16 protein-coding genes are annotated in these 15,874 nt (G+C 61.3%); 7 read left to right on the top strand and 9 right to left on the bottom strand.

All coding sequences use genetic code 11. From position 1 onward, the window contains the following. Positions 1-66: 66 nt before the first annotated feature. The 4 genes from lptF to KY494_RS10630 are packed head-to-tail and all read left to right on the top strand — an operon-like array spanning position 67 to position 3,756. A complete protein-coding gene (gene lptF / locus KY494_RS10645; RefSeq protein WP_219890909.1) occupies positions 67-1,212 on the top strand; it encodes an LPS export ABC transporter permease LptF in 1,146 nt (381 codons plus the stop codon). Next, a complete protein-coding gene (gene lptG / locus KY494_RS10640; RefSeq protein ID WP_219133427.1) occupies positions 1,209-2,378 on the top strand; it encodes an LPS export ABC transporter permease LptG in 1,170 nt (389 codons plus the stop codon). Before lptF ends, lptG begins: the two co-directional genes overlap by 4 nt. Continuing rightward, complete coding sequence (locus KY494_RS10635) at positions 2,378-2,785, top strand: sirohydrochlorin chelatase (protein WP_219890908.1); 408 nt, start codon at positions 2,378-2,380, stop codon at positions 2,783-2,785. The genes lptG and KY494_RS10635 overlap by 1 nt, the downstream gene beginning before the upstream one ends. Then, positions 2,782-3,756, top strand: coding sequence for a Stealth CR1 domain-containing protein (locus tag KY494_RS10630; protein ID WP_219890907.1), 975 nt, complete (start codon positions 2,782-2,784; stop codon positions 3,754-3,756). The genes KY494_RS10635 and KY494_RS10630 overlap by 4 nt, the downstream gene beginning before the upstream one ends. Here the strand turns inward: KY494_RS10630 and KY494_RS10625 are convergent. From KY494_RS10625 to KY494_RS10590, 8 genes are all read right to left on the bottom strand, one after another. Next, positions 3,753-4,403, bottom strand: coding sequence for a hypothetical protein (locus tag KY494_RS10625; RefSeq protein ID WP_219890906.1), 651 nt, complete (start codon positions 4,401-4,403; stop codon positions 3,753-3,755). The two genes, KY494_RS10630 and KY494_RS10625, sit on opposite strands and share 4 nt — an antisense overlap. 251 nt (positions 4,404-4,654) lie before the next feature. Continuing rightward, the gene (cobA, locus tag KY494_RS10620) at positions 4,655-5,419 is read right to left on the bottom strand and encodes a uroporphyrinogen-III C-methyltransferase (protein ID WP_219890905.1); all 765 of its coding nucleotides are present in this window, start codon (positions 5,417-5,419) and stop codon (positions 4,655-4,657) included. Between the two features lie 14 nt (positions 5,420-5,433). Then, positions 5,434-6,753, bottom strand: coding sequence for a sulfate adenylyltransferase subunit 1 (locus tag KY494_RS10615; RefSeq protein WP_219890904.1), 1,320 nt, complete (start codon positions 6,751-6,753; stop codon positions 5,434-5,436). Next, entirely contained in the window at positions 6,753-7,664 is a 912-nt protein-coding gene (cysD, locus tag KY494_RS10610) for a sulfate adenylyltransferase subunit CysD (protein WP_071078849.1), read from the bottom strand. Before cysD ends, KY494_RS10615 begins: the two co-directional genes overlap by 1 nt. Positions 7,665-7,704: 40 nt before the next feature. Further along, positions 7,705-8,421: a phosphoadenylyl-sulfate reductase gene (locus KY494_RS10605; RefSeq protein WP_219890903.1), complete on the bottom strand. Its 717-nt coding sequence runs from the start codon at positions 8,419-8,421 to the stop codon at positions 7,705-7,707. Positions 8,422-8,430: 9 nt separating this feature from the next. Then, positions 8,431-8,991: a DUF934 domain-containing protein gene (locus tag KY494_RS10600; protein WP_219890902.1), complete on the bottom strand. Its 561-nt coding sequence runs from the start codon at positions 8,989-8,991 to the stop codon at positions 8,431-8,433. Then, entirely contained in the window at positions 8,984-10,672 is a 1,689-nt protein-coding gene (locus KY494_RS10595) for a nitrite/sulfite reductase (protein ID WP_219890901.1), read from the bottom strand. The genes KY494_RS10600 and KY494_RS10595 overlap by 8 nt, the downstream gene beginning before the upstream one ends. A gap of 69 nt (positions 10,673-10,741) precedes the next feature. Next, complete coding sequence (locus KY494_RS10590) at positions 10,742-11,515, bottom strand: sulfite exporter TauE/SafE family protein (protein WP_219133445.1); 774 nt, start codon at positions 11,513-11,515, stop codon at positions 10,742-10,744. Between the two features lie 160 nt (positions 11,516-11,675). On the opposite strand from KY494_RS10590, the gene KY494_RS10585 reads away from it, so the two are divergent. The 3 genes from KY494_RS10585 (at position 11,676) to KY494_RS10575 (ending at position 14,522) form a co-directional block, all read left to right on the top strand. Continuing rightward, the gene (locus tag KY494_RS10585) at positions 11,676-12,617 is read left to right on the top strand and encodes a CysB family HTH-type transcriptional regulator (protein ID WP_219890900.1); all 942 of its coding nucleotides are present in this window, start codon (positions 11,676-11,678) and stop codon (positions 12,615-12,617) included. A gap of 61 nt (positions 12,618-12,678) precedes the next feature. Further along, a complete protein-coding gene (locus KY494_RS10580) occupies positions 12,679-13,329 on the top strand; it encodes a class I SAM-dependent methyltransferase (RefSeq protein WP_141172200.1) in 651 nt (216 codons plus the stop codon). Between the two features lie 194 nt (positions 13,330-13,523). Then, a complete protein-coding gene (locus tag KY494_RS10575; RefSeq protein WP_219133447.1) occupies positions 13,524-14,522 on the top strand; it encodes a porin in 999 nt (332 codons plus the stop codon). Positions 14,523-14,569: 47 nt separating this feature from the next. Here the strand turns inward: KY494_RS10575 and KY494_RS10570 are convergent, their stop codons facing one another. Then, a complete protein-coding gene (locus KY494_RS10570; RefSeq protein ID WP_219890899.1) occupies positions 14,570-15,760 on the bottom strand; it encodes a PAS domain-containing sensor histidine kinase in 1,191 nt (396 codons plus the stop codon). Positions 15,761-15,874 lie beyond the last annotated feature (114 nt).

Here is a 15,874-nt window from a genome sequence, read left to right as displayed (position 1 = left end):
TGGTTCTCCGTTTTCATTTACTAGTAACGTGTTACTCAACTAACTGACCCGAATTATAAACTCCGAATGATCTTTCAACGCGCCCTTCGACGTGAATTGGCTAGTGCCGCCGGGGCCACCTTCACTGTTTTGTTCAGCATCCTGCTCACCTGGATGCTGATCGGTATTCTCGGCAAGGCGGCGGGCGGCAAGATTGCGTCGGCCGACGTCATGTCGCTGATGGTTTTTTCCGCCCTGATGCAGCTGCCCACCATCATCATCCTTACCGGTTTCATTTCGGTGCTGATGGTCGTCACGCGCAGCTACAAGGAGTCGGAGATGGTGGTGTGGTTCGCCTCGGGCCTGAGCCTGTCGCGCTGGATCTGGCCCGTGCTCAGCTTCGGCCTGCCGCTGGTGCTGGCCACCGGCATCCTGAGCCTGTATGCCACGCCGTGGGCGCAAAAGAAAAGCGATGAATATGTGGCGCGCTTTGAAAAGCGCGAAGACCTGCAGAAAGTCACGCCGGGCCAGTTCCGCGAATCGGCCGGCAGCAACCGCATCTTTTTCGTCGAGGGCGTCAGCGGCGAGAAGAACGTGGTGCAGAACGTCTTCGTCAATACCGTCGATGAAAAAGGCAGCGCCGTCGTCGTCGTCGCCAAGGAAGGCGTGATCAATACCGACGCCAAGGGCGAACGCTTCCTGGTGCTCAAGAGCGGCCGCCGCTACCAGGGCGTGCCGACGCAGGCGGACTTCCAGACCATGGAATTCGAGCAGTACATCATGCGCATCGAGAGCAAGCAGCAGGAACCGGGCGCGGAACTGGGCGTGCGCGCCATGAGCACCATGGCGCTCATCGCCGATCCGAATCCCTACACCATGGCCGAATTGCTGTGGCGCGTCAGTGCGCCCATGATCGGCCTGATGCTGATCCTGCTGGCCATTCCGCTGGGCTTTGTCAATCCGCGCGCCGGCAGTTCGGCCAACCTGATCGTGGCCCTGCTGATTTTCTTTACGTATAGCAACCTTATCAAGGTCGTCGAAGCGAGCGTGAAACAGGGGCGCCTGACATTCGGTCTGGCCTGGTGGCCGCTGCACCTGCTGGCGGCACTGGCCGTGGTGGCGCTGTTTGCATGGCGTTTGAATGTGAATCACCGCTATCATCCGCTGGTCCTGCTGGCGTCCTTCAAGCGCGCGCGCCGCGCCGGCAAACCAAGTAAAGCGGCATCGAAATGAAGATTTTACAGCGCTATTTTGCGGTCTCGATATTCCAGGCGGTGCTGTTCGTGCTGCTGGCCTTCCTGGCACTGCAAGCCTTCATCGACCTGACGGGCGAACTGCCCAAGGTGGGCCGCAACGGCTACACCATCCAGTATGCCTTCCTGTATGTGCTGGTGCTGGTGCCGGGGCATGTGTACGAGGTGATGCCGATTGCGGCACTGATCGGCACGATCTACACGATGGCGCAGTTTGCGGCCAGCTCCGAATTTACCATCATGCGCGCTTCGAGCATGTCGACGGCGATGGCGGCCGGTTTCCTGTTCCGCATCGGTATCGTTTTCGTCGTCATTACCTTCATCTTTGGTGAGCTGATCACGCCGCGCACCGAGCCGCTGGCCGAACGCCTCAAGCTCACTTCGCGCGGCGCGGCCGTGTCGAGCGAGTTTCGCTCGGGCCTGTGGACCAAGGACATGGTCAAGAGCGACGGCCTGACGGGCACCGTCACCGGTTCGCGCTTTTTCAATGTGGGCGAAGCGCGTCCCGACGGCCAGCTGAAAAACGTCAAGCTGTATGAATTTGATACCGATATGCGTTTGCGCACCCTGACCGTGGCCAAGGGGGCGACGTATCAGGGCAATAACATCTGGCGCCTGACCGATGTGACGGAAACCTCGTTCTCGAACAGCGCGGCGACCTCGCCCGGCTTCGAACCGAAGCTGACGAACTACTATGGGCAGGAAACGAGCCTGGTGCGCACGGTGCAGAGCGCCAGCAAGGACATGACGTCGGAAGTGACGCCGAAGATCCTGACGGTGTCGGCTTCCGATCCCGAGCGCATGTCGGCCAGCGAACTGGCCGTGTACACGCGCCACCTGGCCGAGAACAAGCAGGAAACGGAACGCTTCCGCATCGCCTTCTGGAAAAAGCTGATCGATCCGCTGGCCATCTTCGTGTTGATGGCGCTGGCGCTGCCGTTCGCCTACATGCACACGCGCAGCGGCGGCATCAGCCTGAAGATCTTCATCGGCATCATGATCGGCGTGAGCTTCATGCTGGTCAATACCCTGTTTTCGCATCTTGGGCTGCTCAGCACCTGGCCGGCCTTCCTGACGGCGGTGGCGCCGAGCACCCTGTATCTGCTGCTGGCGCTGGGCGCCCTGTGGTGGGTGGAGCGGCACTGATGGAGACGAACGTGCAACAGGCACTGATCTTGTTTGCCCATGGCGCGCGCGCCGCATCGTGGGCCGCCCCATTCGAGCGCCTGCGCGACATGAGCCAGGCGCGCATGCCCGGCACCAGCGTGCATCTGGCCTTCCTGGAGCTGATGACGCCGCGCCTGCCCGAACTGGTGGCGACCCTGCTGTCCGAACTGCCCGCCGGTGCCATCCTCGATGTCACGGTGGTGCCCGTGTTCCTGGGGCAGGGCGGGCATGTGCTGCGTGACTTGCCGCTGTTGCTGGAAGAGCTGCGCCAGCGGCATCCGGCACTGCGCCTGAAGGTGGTCGAGGCGGTGGGCGAGAACGCCAGCGTACTGGCCGCCATCGCCGATTACTGCGTGGCGGCGCCAGGCTCCAGCCCCCTGCCTTGAACGGCATCGACATCGACATCGTCTACCTGTGGGTTGACGGCGCCGATCCCGCATGGCGCACGCGCCGGCGGCACGCCTATGCCGCCTGGGCGCAGGCGCATCCCGGCCAGCTGGCCTTGCACGGCAACGTGGCGGGGCGCTACCGCGACAACGGCGAACTGCGCTACAACCTGCGCGCGCTCGAGCGCTTCTTCCCCGGCCACGGACATATCTACCTGCTGACGGACCGGCAAGTGCCCCACTGGCTGCGCGCCTCACCGCGCCTGACGGTGATCGACCATGCCAGCCTGATGCCCGATGCATCCCTGCCCGTGTTCGATTCCGGCCATATCGAATCGTACCTGCACCATATTCCTGGTTTGTCCGAACGCTTCCTGTACCTGAACGACGACGTTTTTTTTGGCGCGCCGTTCGAGCCCGCATTCTGGTTTGGCGATGAAGGGGAGGGGCGTCTGAGCGTGTTTACGGAGAGCGCGCTGCAGCCCGATTTGCAGGGCTTGCGCGCCGACGTGGCGGCACCCGTCAATTGCGCCACCCTGTCGCGGCAATGGCTGTCGGCGCAGTACGCCGATTACCGGCATGAACCGCGCCTGTATGCGCATGCGCCGCGGCCCATGCTGAAAAGCGCGCTGCATGCACTGGAAGGGCTGGCACCGGCCATGTTTGCCGGCGTGCGCGCGACGGTGTTTCGCTCGTGGCAGGTGCCGGCATTGCTGCCCGACCTGGTGCCGCGCTGGATGGTGCATCAGGGGCTGGCGCGGTCGCACATGCTCGACCCGCTGCATATCGCCAGCGGCGATGTGGAGGCGCCGCAGCAGCTGGAGGAGCTGGCGGCGCGTTTCGGCAGCTTGCCGTTTTTCTGCATCAACGATACCTGCGACGAGGCCGAGGACGACGACCCGCGCCTGCTGCGCGTGGCCGCGACCTTGCAGCGGCTGCTGCCGCTGCCATCCTCATTCGAAGGCGCTTAAGCCGCTTTTTTGTTTGGCGCCAGGCTGATGCGGGCGGCGGCCGTGGTGTCGGACAGCGACGCGAGGAACAGCAGCAAATAGGCGCCCAGTTCGAGCACTTCCTCGCCCAGCAGCGCGTAAGCGTCCGGCATGCCGTGAAATACCTTCTTGTCGAAAGGCCAGCCAGCGACCATCAGCAAGCCGCCGATGGCCGTCAGGATGGTGATGCGCATGCTGAAAATCCGCGGCGCCGCGGCAAACACCTTGCGCGCGCGCGGCGCGAAGAAAATCAGCAGGCGTATCAGGATCAGCAATTCCATCACGCGCAAGGCTTTTTCAAGCTGTGCCCAGGCGGGGGCCGTGCCGAACTGGTCGATATCGAGTTCGCGCAGCAGGAAGCCGAACAGCAGGGCCGACAAGCCCGCGTGCATGAGGAAACGCAGGGACTGGCGGTCAGGCTCTTGCCATGCGCACATGCCGTGCACGGTGCAGGCCAGGGCCAGGAACAGCGCCTGCAGCCATTCCAATAAATGGTTTTCATCGTCGATATTCGGAAACACCGTCCACAGGGCGATGGAGGCTGCCATGCTCAGGAGTACTGCGCTGGCGACGCCGGCATTGCTGCGGCTGAGCGAAGTCAGGGCTTCGCGCATGGAAGTGAAATTCATGGTTGGATCGTAACGGCTAAAGTTGCGCGGCGGCGGTATTGCAGCCTGCGGGCGCAGCTTTTTTCGGGGAGACTGCTACGCGGTTCCCGTCAACGGGGAGGCCGCACAGCAAGCGCTATGGCGGGGTGTAGCGGGAATTTCATTGCTGTTACGCAATAACTTCTCGAGAAAAGATGCGTGAGCATCGTATCATGTTTCTTTTGAAGACGTCGGTTACTGACTTTAAAGTCGGTAAAATACGGTGTATTTATTCAGGCATGGCGCGCCAGAACAGCAGCCTCATTTTCGATGGCCTGGTGCGCGCGCGTGGCCATGGCGTCGCCCAGCATCACCAGCACGGGACCGTGCGTGTCGCCCAGGCCATGCGCCAGCGCGCTCAGCGTCAGGCGCACGATGCGCTGGTCCGGGCGGCTGCAGTTTTCAATCACCACCACGGGCGTGTCGGCCCGGCGGCCCAGGGCCAGCAGGCGCTGCGCCGTGGCGATGGCTTCGCGTCCGCCCATGTATTGCACCAAGGTGTCGCAGTCGGGAATGCGCGTCTGCTCCGGTTCGCCCGGCGCCGTGCTGGAGGTAAAGAAGGCCACGCTGCGCGACACGCCCCGCTTGGTCAGCGGTTGCAAGGTGGCGGCGGCGGCCGCCAGGGCCGTGGTAATGCCGGGCACCACTTCGACGGCGATGCCCGCTTCTTCCAGCGCCCGCAGCTCTTCGTCGGCACGGCCGAACAGCATGGGGTCGCCCCCTTTCAGGCGCACCACGATGGCATGCTTGCGCGCGTTGTCGACCAGTTGCTTGTTGATGAAGGCTTGTGCCGTCGACAACTGGCCGCAGCGCTTGCCGACCAGGATCTTTTGCGCCTGCGGGCACAGCTCCAGCATCTCGCTTGTCACCAGCGCGTCGTGCAGCACGACGTCGGCCTGCGCCAGCAGGCGCGCGCCGCGCAAGGTCATCAGGTCTTGCGCGCCGGGGCCGGCACCGATCAGGTAGACCTTGCCAGGGAGAGATGTGGAGTTGTTCATGGTGCTTGCCTTCCTTAGCTGACGCGGATCATTCCCGCGGCGACCGTCTGGTGGGTCACTTCATCGATCAGGATAAACGCCCCGGTGGCGCGGATATCGGCATACGCGTCGGCCGCCAGCGCCTGCTGCACGTTCAGGCTGATGCGGGCGATGTCGTTCAGCTTCAAGCCTTCGGCAGGATGGCGCTGCTGCGTATTGATGTCGAGGATCGAGTCGATCGCCGTCACTTTGGCCGCCGTCTGCCTGGTGCCGTGCTTGATCCAGTATTTGCGGCGCAGATCCAGCGCGTCTTCCGACAGCCAGCATACGTCGGCCACCACCTGTTTCAGCAGGGTGGCGGGGCGGTCTGCTCCAGCCAGCAAGTCGCCGCGCGAGATATCGAGATATTCATTCAGCAGCAAGGTGACGGACTGGCCTACCACGGCCGTCGGCAGCGAGCCGTCCAGCGTGACGATATCCTTGACTGTTGCCGTCTGGCCAGACGGCTGCACCACGAGGGTGTCGCCGATGCTGACCTTGCCCGCTTCGATGCGGCCCATGTAGCCGCGGAAATCGTTTGCTTCATGGCCATTGTGGCGCGCCACCAGTTGCACCGGGAAGCGGAATGGCGTGTCGTGCGATTCGTCGTACACGGACAAGGATTCAAGCAGCTCGATCAGGGTCGGGCCCGTGTACCAGCCCAGCTTGTCGCCGCGTTCGACGACGTTGTCGCCCGTCAAGGCCGACAATGGAATCGGCGTGATGTCCTTCAGACCCAGCGACTGGGCGAACTCGCTGTAGGCGGCGACGATGCGGTTATACACCGTTTCATCGTAGTCGACCAGGTCCATCTTGTTGACGGCGACGACCACGTGCTCGATCTGCAGCAAATGGGCAATCGTCGAATGGCGCTTGGTCTGGATCAGCAATTCCACGCTGCCGTCGTCACCGAGTTTGACTTTCGACACGTCGATCAGGATGATGACGGCGTCGGCCGTCGAGGCGCCCGTGACCATGTTGCGCGTGTATTGCTCATGGCCCGGCGTGTCGGCGATGATGAACTTGCGTTTCGGCGTGGCGAAATAACGGTAGGCCACGTCGATGGTGATGCCTTGTTCGCGTTCCGCTTCCAGGCCGTCCGTCAGCAGCGACAGGTCGACCGTGTCGCCCACCGTGCGCTTGTGCTTGGAGCGCGACATGGCGTCGAGCTGGTCGGCGAAGATGCCCTTGCTGTCGAATAGCAAACGGCCGATCAGGGTGCTCTTGCCGTCATCGACGGAACCGGCCGTGATAAAGCGCAACATGCCGCGTTCAACGCTGTCGGTGAGAGTGGTGCTGGAGATTGCTGCGTTCATTAGAAATACCCTGCTTTCTTGCGTTTTTCCATCGAGGCTTCGGAAGTCTGGTCATCCATGCGGGTGGCGCCCCGTTCCGTGATTTGCGTGATTGCCGTTTCGGCGATGATGGCGTCGACCGTCGCCGCGTCGGACGAGACGGGGCAGGTGCACGAAATGTCGCCCACCGTGCGGAAGCGCACGACTTGCGTTTCCACCGTTTCGCCTTCGCGTGGTGGCGTCAGGTCCGTCAGCGGTACCAATAAACCGTTGCGCGGGATCACCTGGCGCTCGTGGGCAAAGTAGATCGGCGGCAATTCCAGCTTTTCGCGGGCAATGTATTGCCACACGTCCAGTTCCGTCCAGTTCGAGATGGGGAAGACGCGCATGTTTTCACCGGGATGCACGCGCGTGTTATACAGGTCCCACAGTTCCGGGCGCTGGGCTTTCGGGTCCCAGGCGCCGAATTCGTCGCGGAAGGAAAAGATGCGTTCCTTGGCGCGGGCCTTTTCTTCATCGCGGCGCGCGCCGCCGATGCAGGCGTCAAATTTATGTTCGGCGATCGTTTCCAGCAAGGTCACGGCTTGCGCCGCATTGCGCGAATCCGTGGCCGGGTTGCGCAGGCGCACGGTGCCGCGCTGGATCGAGTCTTCCACGGAGCCGACGATCAGGCGTTCGCCCAGTTCGGCCACTTTCTTGTCGCGGAACGTGATGACTTCCGGGAAGTTGTGGCCCGTGTCGATATGCACGAGCGGGAATGGAAACTTGCCTGGACGGAAGGCTTTTTCGGCCAAACGCAGCAGGACGACGGAATCCTTGCCGCCGGAAAACAGCAGCGCGGGATTGGCCGATTCGGCCGCCACTTCGCGCAGGATGTGGATGGCTTCCGATTCAAGGCTGTCGAGGTGACGCTGGTTCAAAATATTGCTCATATGGGGTGCTTTCTTGTTCTGCTGAGTCTGTTGTGTCTGTTCAGGCTGCCACGGATTTGATGCGTATCAACTTACCGTCCACCATGTGCAGGCCGCATTCCTTGGAGTCCGGGTTTTCCCACCACCAGCGTCCGGCGCGCACATCTTCGCCCGGCTGGACGGCCCGCGTGCACGGTTCGCAGCCGATGGACGGGTAGCCCTGGTCGTGCAGCGCGTTGTAGGGCACGTCGTTGGCACGGATATAGTCCCACACATCCTGCTCGGACCAGTCGGCCAGCGGATTAAATTTCGTCATCGCGTGCGCCGGATCGTCTTCCTGCACATGCAGTTCGGCGCGCGTGGTGGACTGCGCGCGGCGCTGGCCCGTGACCCAGGCCTTGTTGCCGGCCAGGGCGCGGCCCAGCGGCTCGACCTTGCGGATGCGGCAGCATTCGCGGCGCATCTCGACGCTGTCATAAAACGCGTTGAGACCGTTCTGTTCCACGTAGGCGGCGACAAGCTCCGGCTGCGGGCGGTACAGGGTGATGTCGTGGTCGTAGCGGGCCTTGACCTTGTCGAGCACGGCCAGGGTTTCCTGGTGCAGCCGTCCCGTTTCCAGGGAAAAGATGCCGATTGGCAGCTTTGCCTTGAGAATCATGTCGGTCAGCACCATGTCTTCGGCTGCCAGGCTGGACGCGAACACGGCCGGCGAAAACTCCGCGGCGATGCGTGTCAGCGTTTGCCCGGTGGCGTCAATCAAAGAAGTCAAATCGCTCATGACGCTTCCTCAGATGCCGGCTGCGTTGTCGAGGTCAGGATTCTGGCCTTCGCGCTGGTGGCGGCGGAACAGCGGCGATTTCTGATCCCACGAGGCCTGGTAGGTTTCCGAAAAGACCGATAAACCTTTCAGGGCGTCATGGATGCTGCGGTCGGGCCGGGTCGCATACGCGTCGAAGCCGACGCGATGCATGGAAAACAGCTGGTCGCGCAGCACGTCGCCGATGGCGCGCAATTCACCCTGGAAACCCAGGCGGGCGCGCAGGTTGAAGGCGATGGAGTAGCCGCGGCCATCCGTGAATTTCGGAAAGTCCACGCCGATGACGGGCAGTTGCGCCACGTCGGCGGCCAGTTCTTCCGGGCGCTCGTCGCTGGCCAGCCAGACGCCGATGTCGGGCTGGCGTGCCAGCAGGGTTTCGCGCTGGGCTTGCCACACGGGCAGCGGCACGATGACCTTGCCTGCAGGCACGACCACCGTTTCCGGCGTCTCGCCCTCATCGAGGCGCAGCAAGCCCCAGGTATTTGGCACCACGGCGGCGTTCTTGATGATTTCTTCGCGTACTTCAAACATATTCGTCTTCTCCCACCAGGTTGCCGACCGTGATCGGCGTTGCATATACGTGTTCCTTGAACGGCGCCAGGCCCAGGCGCTGGGCCGTATCGACGAAGCGCTCGCCTTCATGGCGGTCGCGCACGTAGACGTGCAGCAGGCGGCCGATGACTTCAGGCATCTGCAGGGAAGAGAACGATGGTCCGATGATCTTGCCGATGGCCGCGTTGTTGCCTTGCGCGCCGCCGATCGACACTTGATACCATTCGCTGCCATCCTTGTCGACGCCGAGGATGCCGATGCTGCCCACGTGATGGTGGCCGCAGGCATTGATGCAGCCGGAAATATTCAGTTCGATCTCGCCGATGTCGTGCTGGAAGTCGATGCTGTCGAAGCGTTCCGCGATGGCGGCCGCGATCGGCAGCGACTTGGCGTTCGCCAGCGAGCAGAAATCGCCACCGGGGCAGCAGATCATGTCCGTCAGCAAGCCGATGTTCGGCGTGGCCAGGCCGTGCGCCTTGGCTTCCTGCCACAGCTTGAACAGTTTCGATTGCTCCACGTCAGCCAGCACCAGGTTTTGCTCATGCGTCACGCGCAGTTCGCCGAAGCTGTAGCGGTCGGAGAGATCGGCCGCGAAGTCGATCTGCTCGGCCGTCGCGTCGCCCGGTGGCACGCCCGTTTTTTTGAGCGACAGCACCACGGCCACGTAGCCGGGGCGCTGGTGTGGCTTGACGTTGCGCGCCAGCCAGTTCACATACGCCTTGTTGTCCTCATGTTCGGCCTTGTAGTCGAGTTCCGGCAGGGCAAGGTAAGCGGGCGGATTGAAAAAGTCCGCCACGCGCTGCATTTCCTCGGTCGTCAATGTTTCCGGGCCATCCTTCAAATCGACCCACTCCGCTTCCACCTGGCGCGTGAATTCTTCCACGCCGATGGCTTTCAACAGAATCTTGATGCGCGCCTTGTATTTGTTGTCGCGGCGGCCGTGCAGGTTGTACACGCGCATGATGGCCTGGATGTACGTCAGCAAATGCTGCCATGGCAGGAAGTCGCGCACGACGCTGCCCAGGATCGGCGTGCGGCCCATGCCGCCGCCCGCCATCACCTTGAAGCCCACCTCGCCAGCGGCGTTGCGCACGGCCGTCAAGCCGATGTCGTGCACGGCGATGGCGGCGCGGTCTTGCTCGGCGCCATTGATGGCGACCTTGAATTTGCGCGGCAGGGCGATGAACTCGGGGTGGAAGGTGCTCCACTGGCGCAACACTTCCGCGTACGGGCGCGGATCGATGATTTCATCGGCGGCGACACCGGCGTACGGGTCCGATGTTGTATTACGGATACAGTTGCCGGACGTCTGGATCGCGTGCATTTCCACGGAAGCCAGGTCGGTCAGGATATCGGGCGTCTGTTCCAGCTCGATCCAGTTGAACTGGATGTTCTGGCGCGTGGTGAAATGGCCATAGCCGCGGTCATACTTGCGCGCGATGTGCGCGAACATGCGCATCTGCGTCGACGACAGCAAGCCGTACGGCACGGCGATGCGCAGCATGTAGGCGTGACGTTGCATGTACAGGCCGTTTTGCAGGCGCAGCGGGATGAATTCCTCTTCCGTCAGTTCATTGGCGATACGGCGCGCAACCTGGTCTCGGTACTGGGCGATGCGCTCTTTGATGATGAGGTGGTCGTACTGATCGTAATGGTACATATCAATTCCTAAAAAAGCCGGGGTACTGGAAGACTGCCTGGGATGATGTTCTGGATACTGCTCTTGTCTTTAATAGATTAGCTTTATTGCCACGCCGGTCAAGGTCATCGCCAGCAGCACTCTTAAAAACTTTTCCGGCACGGAGCGCGCGACCCAGGAACCGAGCGTGATGCCGGGCAGGGAGCCGACCAGCAGCGAGGCCAGCAGTTCCCAGTGGATGGAACCGAGCCACCAGTGGCCCAGGGCGGCGATGGCCGTCAGGGGCACGGCGTAGGCGATATCGGTGCCCGCCACTTCGGCCGAACTCATGCGTGGATACAGCATCACCAGCAAGGTGGCGCCGATGGCGCCGGCGCCGATCGACGAGATCGTGACCAGCGTGCCCAGCACGACGCCTGAAATGATGGTCGCGGCGGCAAGCTTGTTGCCTTGTAATTGTTTCTCAGGGTGGGCGTTGATCCACGTCAGCATGCGGCCCTTGAAGACCAGCGCGACCACGGTCAGCAGTACGGAGCCGGCGATCGAGTAACGGATGATCTGGCCGATTTCCGGCGACAGCGTGCCAAAGGATTTGAGCGCCAGGGTCGACACGACGGCGGCAGGCAGGGCGCCGATGCACAGGCGCTTGACGATATCCCAGCGGATGGTGCCACGCAGGCGGTGTGTCAGGGTGCCGGCGCTCTTGGTGATCGAGGCGAAAGCCAGGTCGGTGCCCACGGCCACGGAGGGCGGCACGCCAAACAGCAGGGTTAACAGCGGCGTCATCAGCGAGCCGCCGCCCACGCCGGTCATTCCTACGAGTAATCCTACGGCAAATCCTGAGACTATATAAGACAAAGTCATGCTTGCACCCCCAAAGTACCCGCAATAGTAATAAACTTAGTGTTTATTCCAAACTACTTAGTACGCATTTGCTTATATGCGATATGCGTATATGCATGAACGCAAAATCATGGGTGGGGCGGAAACTCGGCAAATTACGGCAATCTAGGGCAAACCAGCAATGAATCTCCATCAACTGCGCTTCGTGCGCGAAGCGGTCCGTCAGAACTATAACCTGACGGATGCCGCCAAGGCCTTGTTTACGTCGCAACCTGGCGTATCGAAAGCCATCATCGAGCTGGAGGAAGAGTTGGGTGTGGATATTTTTACACGCCACGGCAAGCGCATCCGCAGCTTGACGGAGCCGGGCCGCCTGGTGCTGGAATCGGTCGAGCTGATCATGCAGGAAATCGACAGCATGAAGCGCATCGGCAAGGAGTTCGCGGCGCAGGACAGCGGCAGCTTTACCATTGCCACCACGCATACGCAGGCGCGCTACACCTTGCCCAAGGTGGTGCAAGCCTTCATGCTGAAGTTCCCCAAGGTACGCTTGTCTTTGCTGCAAGGCAACCCACGCCAGATCGCCGAGATGGTGCAGCGCGACCAGGCCGATCTTGCCATCGCCACGGAATCGATCGCCGCCATCGATGGCCTGATTACCTTGCCCTGCTATCAATGGGAGCACGTGGTGGTGGTGCCGGTCGACCATCCGCTGCTCAAATCGAAGTCCGTGACCCTGGAAGAAATCGCCGCTTTCCCCCTGATTACCTATGACAGCGCGTTTGCCGGACGCAACAAGATCGACCACGCTTTCGTGCTGCGCGGCCTGAAGCCGGACATCTTGCTGGAAGCCATCGATGCCGACGTCATCAAGACTTATGTCGAGTTGGGCATGGGGATTGGTATCATAGCGGGTATGGCCTTTGATGCCGAACGCGACAAAGGCTTGCGCTCCATCCCTGTCGGCCACCTGTTCGGCATGAATGTGTCGCGCGTGGCCGTCAAGCAGGGCGCGTATTTGCGCAGCTATATTTATACCTTTATCGAGTTGCTGACGCCGACCCTGAACCGCAAGCTCATTGAGCAGGCGATGAGCGGTGATAAAGAGCACTACGAACTATAACAATGCATGAAGTCGGCCGGGCGATGTGTCTGGCCAAGATTATTTAAGAAGAGAAGAAACAATGATTACCGATCAGCTTGCCAAATATTACGCCACCATCGCGCAGCAGTACGAGCGCGTCTATGACAAGCCCGAACGCCAGGAAGACCTGGAAGTGTTGCGCGACAAGGTTGCCGACGTGCTGGAAGGCCACACCGTGCTGGAACTGGCCTGTGGTACCGGCTACTGGACGGAAGTGGTCGCCGAGTCGGCCGAGTCCGTGCTGGCCACCGATATCAACGATGAAATGCTGGCGCTGGCCCAGGCCCGCGGCTTGCCCGACAACGTCACCTTCGCCAAGCTCGACGCATTCAACTTGCCCGATGATCTGCTGGGCAAGTTCACGGCCGTGTTCGCCGGTTTCTGGTGGTCGCACGTCAAGCGCGAAGACCAGGACAAATACCTGAAGCAATTGCGCAACAAGCTGGGCAAGGACATCCTGCTGGTGCTGATCGACAATTCCTATGTCGATGGCAGCAGCACGGTCATCGCGCGCACTGACTTGCTGGGCAATACCCACCAGTTCCGCACAACGGATGCGGGCGAGCGCTATGAAGTGCTGAAGAATTTCCCGTCGGATAGTCATCTGCGCAAGAAGTTTGCCCACTCGGCCCGTGAAATCCGCATGAAGCGCCTGGAATACTACTGGCTGCTGAGCTGCCGCCTGAAGTAAGGCCGGCACGGCAAGACAAGCCGCCTGCGGGCGGTTTTTTTTCGTCTGTTGTTTTTATGTAACACGGTGTTGTGTCAAAAAGCAACATCTTGTCGATGTCATATTGTTGAAGTATTTCGTGGGCATGATTTGGTTCAGCAGCTAAGCAGCTCAGCAGCAGCTCAACTTGTCCAACTTAATGTAGAGAATCTCAAGTGAAAAAAATTACTCTGGCAGCATTGATCATCGGTACCTTCGCAGCAGCGACGGCGCAAGCACAATCGAACGTTACCGTCTACGGCGTGGTCGATCTGGGCATTGCCAAGACCACGGGCGCTGCGTTGCTGGAACGTGAAAATCAGGCATCGCGCATTGGTTTCAAGGGCACGGAAGATCTGGGTAATGGCTTGAAAGCCATTTTCAACCTGGAAAGCGAATTCAAGGCTGACACCGGTGCGCAAGCGACCGCCAATACCCTGTTCGATCGCCAGGCATGGGTTGGCCTGACCGGTGACTTCGGTACCGTCTACCTGGGCCGTACCAAGGACCTGATCGATGGCACCCTGGCACGCGTCGATCCATTCAACACCTACGGCGTCATCGGCAAGATCAATGAGCCAGTCATGCGCGGCGGCCAGTCGCCCAATGGCCCGCAAGCCATCCCGAGCACATCGGTCGTGGGCGTGTCGCGCGTCAGCAATGCCGTGACCTACAACAGCCCATCGTTCAGCGGTTTCGTCGTCAGCGGCCAATACGTCGCCAGCGAAATCAAGGATGCCGATTCGGGCTTCAGCGTGGTTGCCACGTATGACCAAGGTCCAGCGAGCGCACACGCCGGCTACCAGAAGAAAGTGCAGTCCGCTGCCAACGCAGCGGCTGAGCCGAAACTGTGGATCGTCGGCGGCGGTTACAAATTTGGCCCTGCCAAAATCACCGTCGATTACTCGAAAGCAGATACCGATGTCGCCGTTACCGGCGAATTCAAGAGCTACCTGCTGGGTCTGGCCTATGACATCGGCGGCGGCGCCATCAAGGTCAGCTACGTGAAGCAGAAGCAAGACAGCAAGACCGTCAGCGGCAAGGAAACGGCCAAGGCCTATGGCCTGGGCTATGATTACCCGCTGTCGAAGCGTACTGCCGTTTACGGCTATGCTGGCCGCGACCAGTTCAGCGAAAAATCGATGTATCAGCTGGGTATGACCCACAAGTTCTAAGCAAAAGTCTTTTGCCACGACAAAGGCGCCTGCGGGCGCCTTTTTTGTTATGACGTGGCTGTTTCCATCACTTCCGCCTGCATGGGCAGCGAGATTTCGATGCGCGTGCCGCCCAGCTCGCTATCGGCGCCGATATGGATGCTGCCGTTCAAGCCCCACACCCGCTCGCGCATGCCCAGCAGCCCCAAGGCCGTGGCTTTTTCCAGGTCATGTTCGGCAATGCCGCGGCCGTCATCCTGAATGGTGATCGCCAGCGAGGAATCGATGCGGTGCAGGGCGATGGTGATGTGGCTTGCCTCGGCATGGCGCGCGATATTCGTCAGCGCTTCTTGCACGATGCGGTAGATGGCCGTGCTGCGCGCGTCGTCGAGCACGAGGTCGGCCTCGTCGGCCAGCAAGTCAAAATGGATGGCGCGGCGCAAGAGGAAGTCGTGGCGCAATTTTTGCAGCGCGAAATACAAGCCTCCTTCATCGAGCGCGCGCGGACGCAGGTTGCTGGCGATGCGCCGCAGCGAAGTGATGGCCGTCACCAGCAAGCCGTCCATGCTGTGCAGCAACGCTTGCAGAGGCGCGGTGGTGTCCGAGTGCTGGCGCACCAGGGTCAGGTCGACCCGCAAGGTGGCTAGCAATTGCCCCAAGTCATCATGCAGTTCGCGCGCGATATGTTTGCGCTCTTCTTCGCGGATGGATTGCAGAGCGCTCGACAATTCACGCAATTGCGAAAAGGAGCGGGCCAGCTGTTCATGCATCTGCTGGCGCGCGCTGATATCGCGCACGATGATGGTAAATACGCTATGGCCGTCTTCCTGCATGGCCGAGAGCGAGCCTTCGAGGGGAAACATGGCGCCATCGCTGCGCCGTCCCGTCAGGGTGTAGTCGGTGGCGCGCCGGCCCGTCAGGCGCAGCTCCTGGCTGATGTCGCCAAACGGCGGGTCGCCCTCGTGCTTGCCCAGGCTGCCCAGGGTGCGCAAGTCGCGCAGGATATAGTGGCCCAGGCGCATGCCGCGCATGCCGGCCAGCGTGTCGTCGAACAATCTGGCTGCCGCCGCGTTCGCATGCAGGATGAATTGCCCGCTGTCGATGCTGATGATGGCGTCGCTGGCGCTGTCGATGATGGCTTGCCCGCGCGCCTGCCGCTGTCGGCGGGCTTTCAGCGGAGGAAACAAGCACAGCAATAGCGCCGCCGCCATGCCCAGCGGCAGGATGCGCAGCAGTGTGGGACTGCCTCGGTCGGGCATGGGCTTCTCCTTGCGAACGTGTACGAAGGCAGGCAAGACAGGGATGGAGAGTTGGACTTTATGTAGCCTATGCCTGCTGGGGCGGCATGGCTTGATGTGGCGCAGGAAGGGGGC

Source organism: Janthinobacterium sp. PAMC25594 (genome assembly GCF_019443505.1).
Taxonomy (GTDB): domain Bacteria; phylum Pseudomonadota; class Gammaproteobacteria; order Burkholderiales; family Burkholderiaceae_D; genus Janthinobacterium.
Note: the sequence above shows the minus strand (reverse complement) of the source record. Positions and strands in the feature narration are given on the sequence as shown.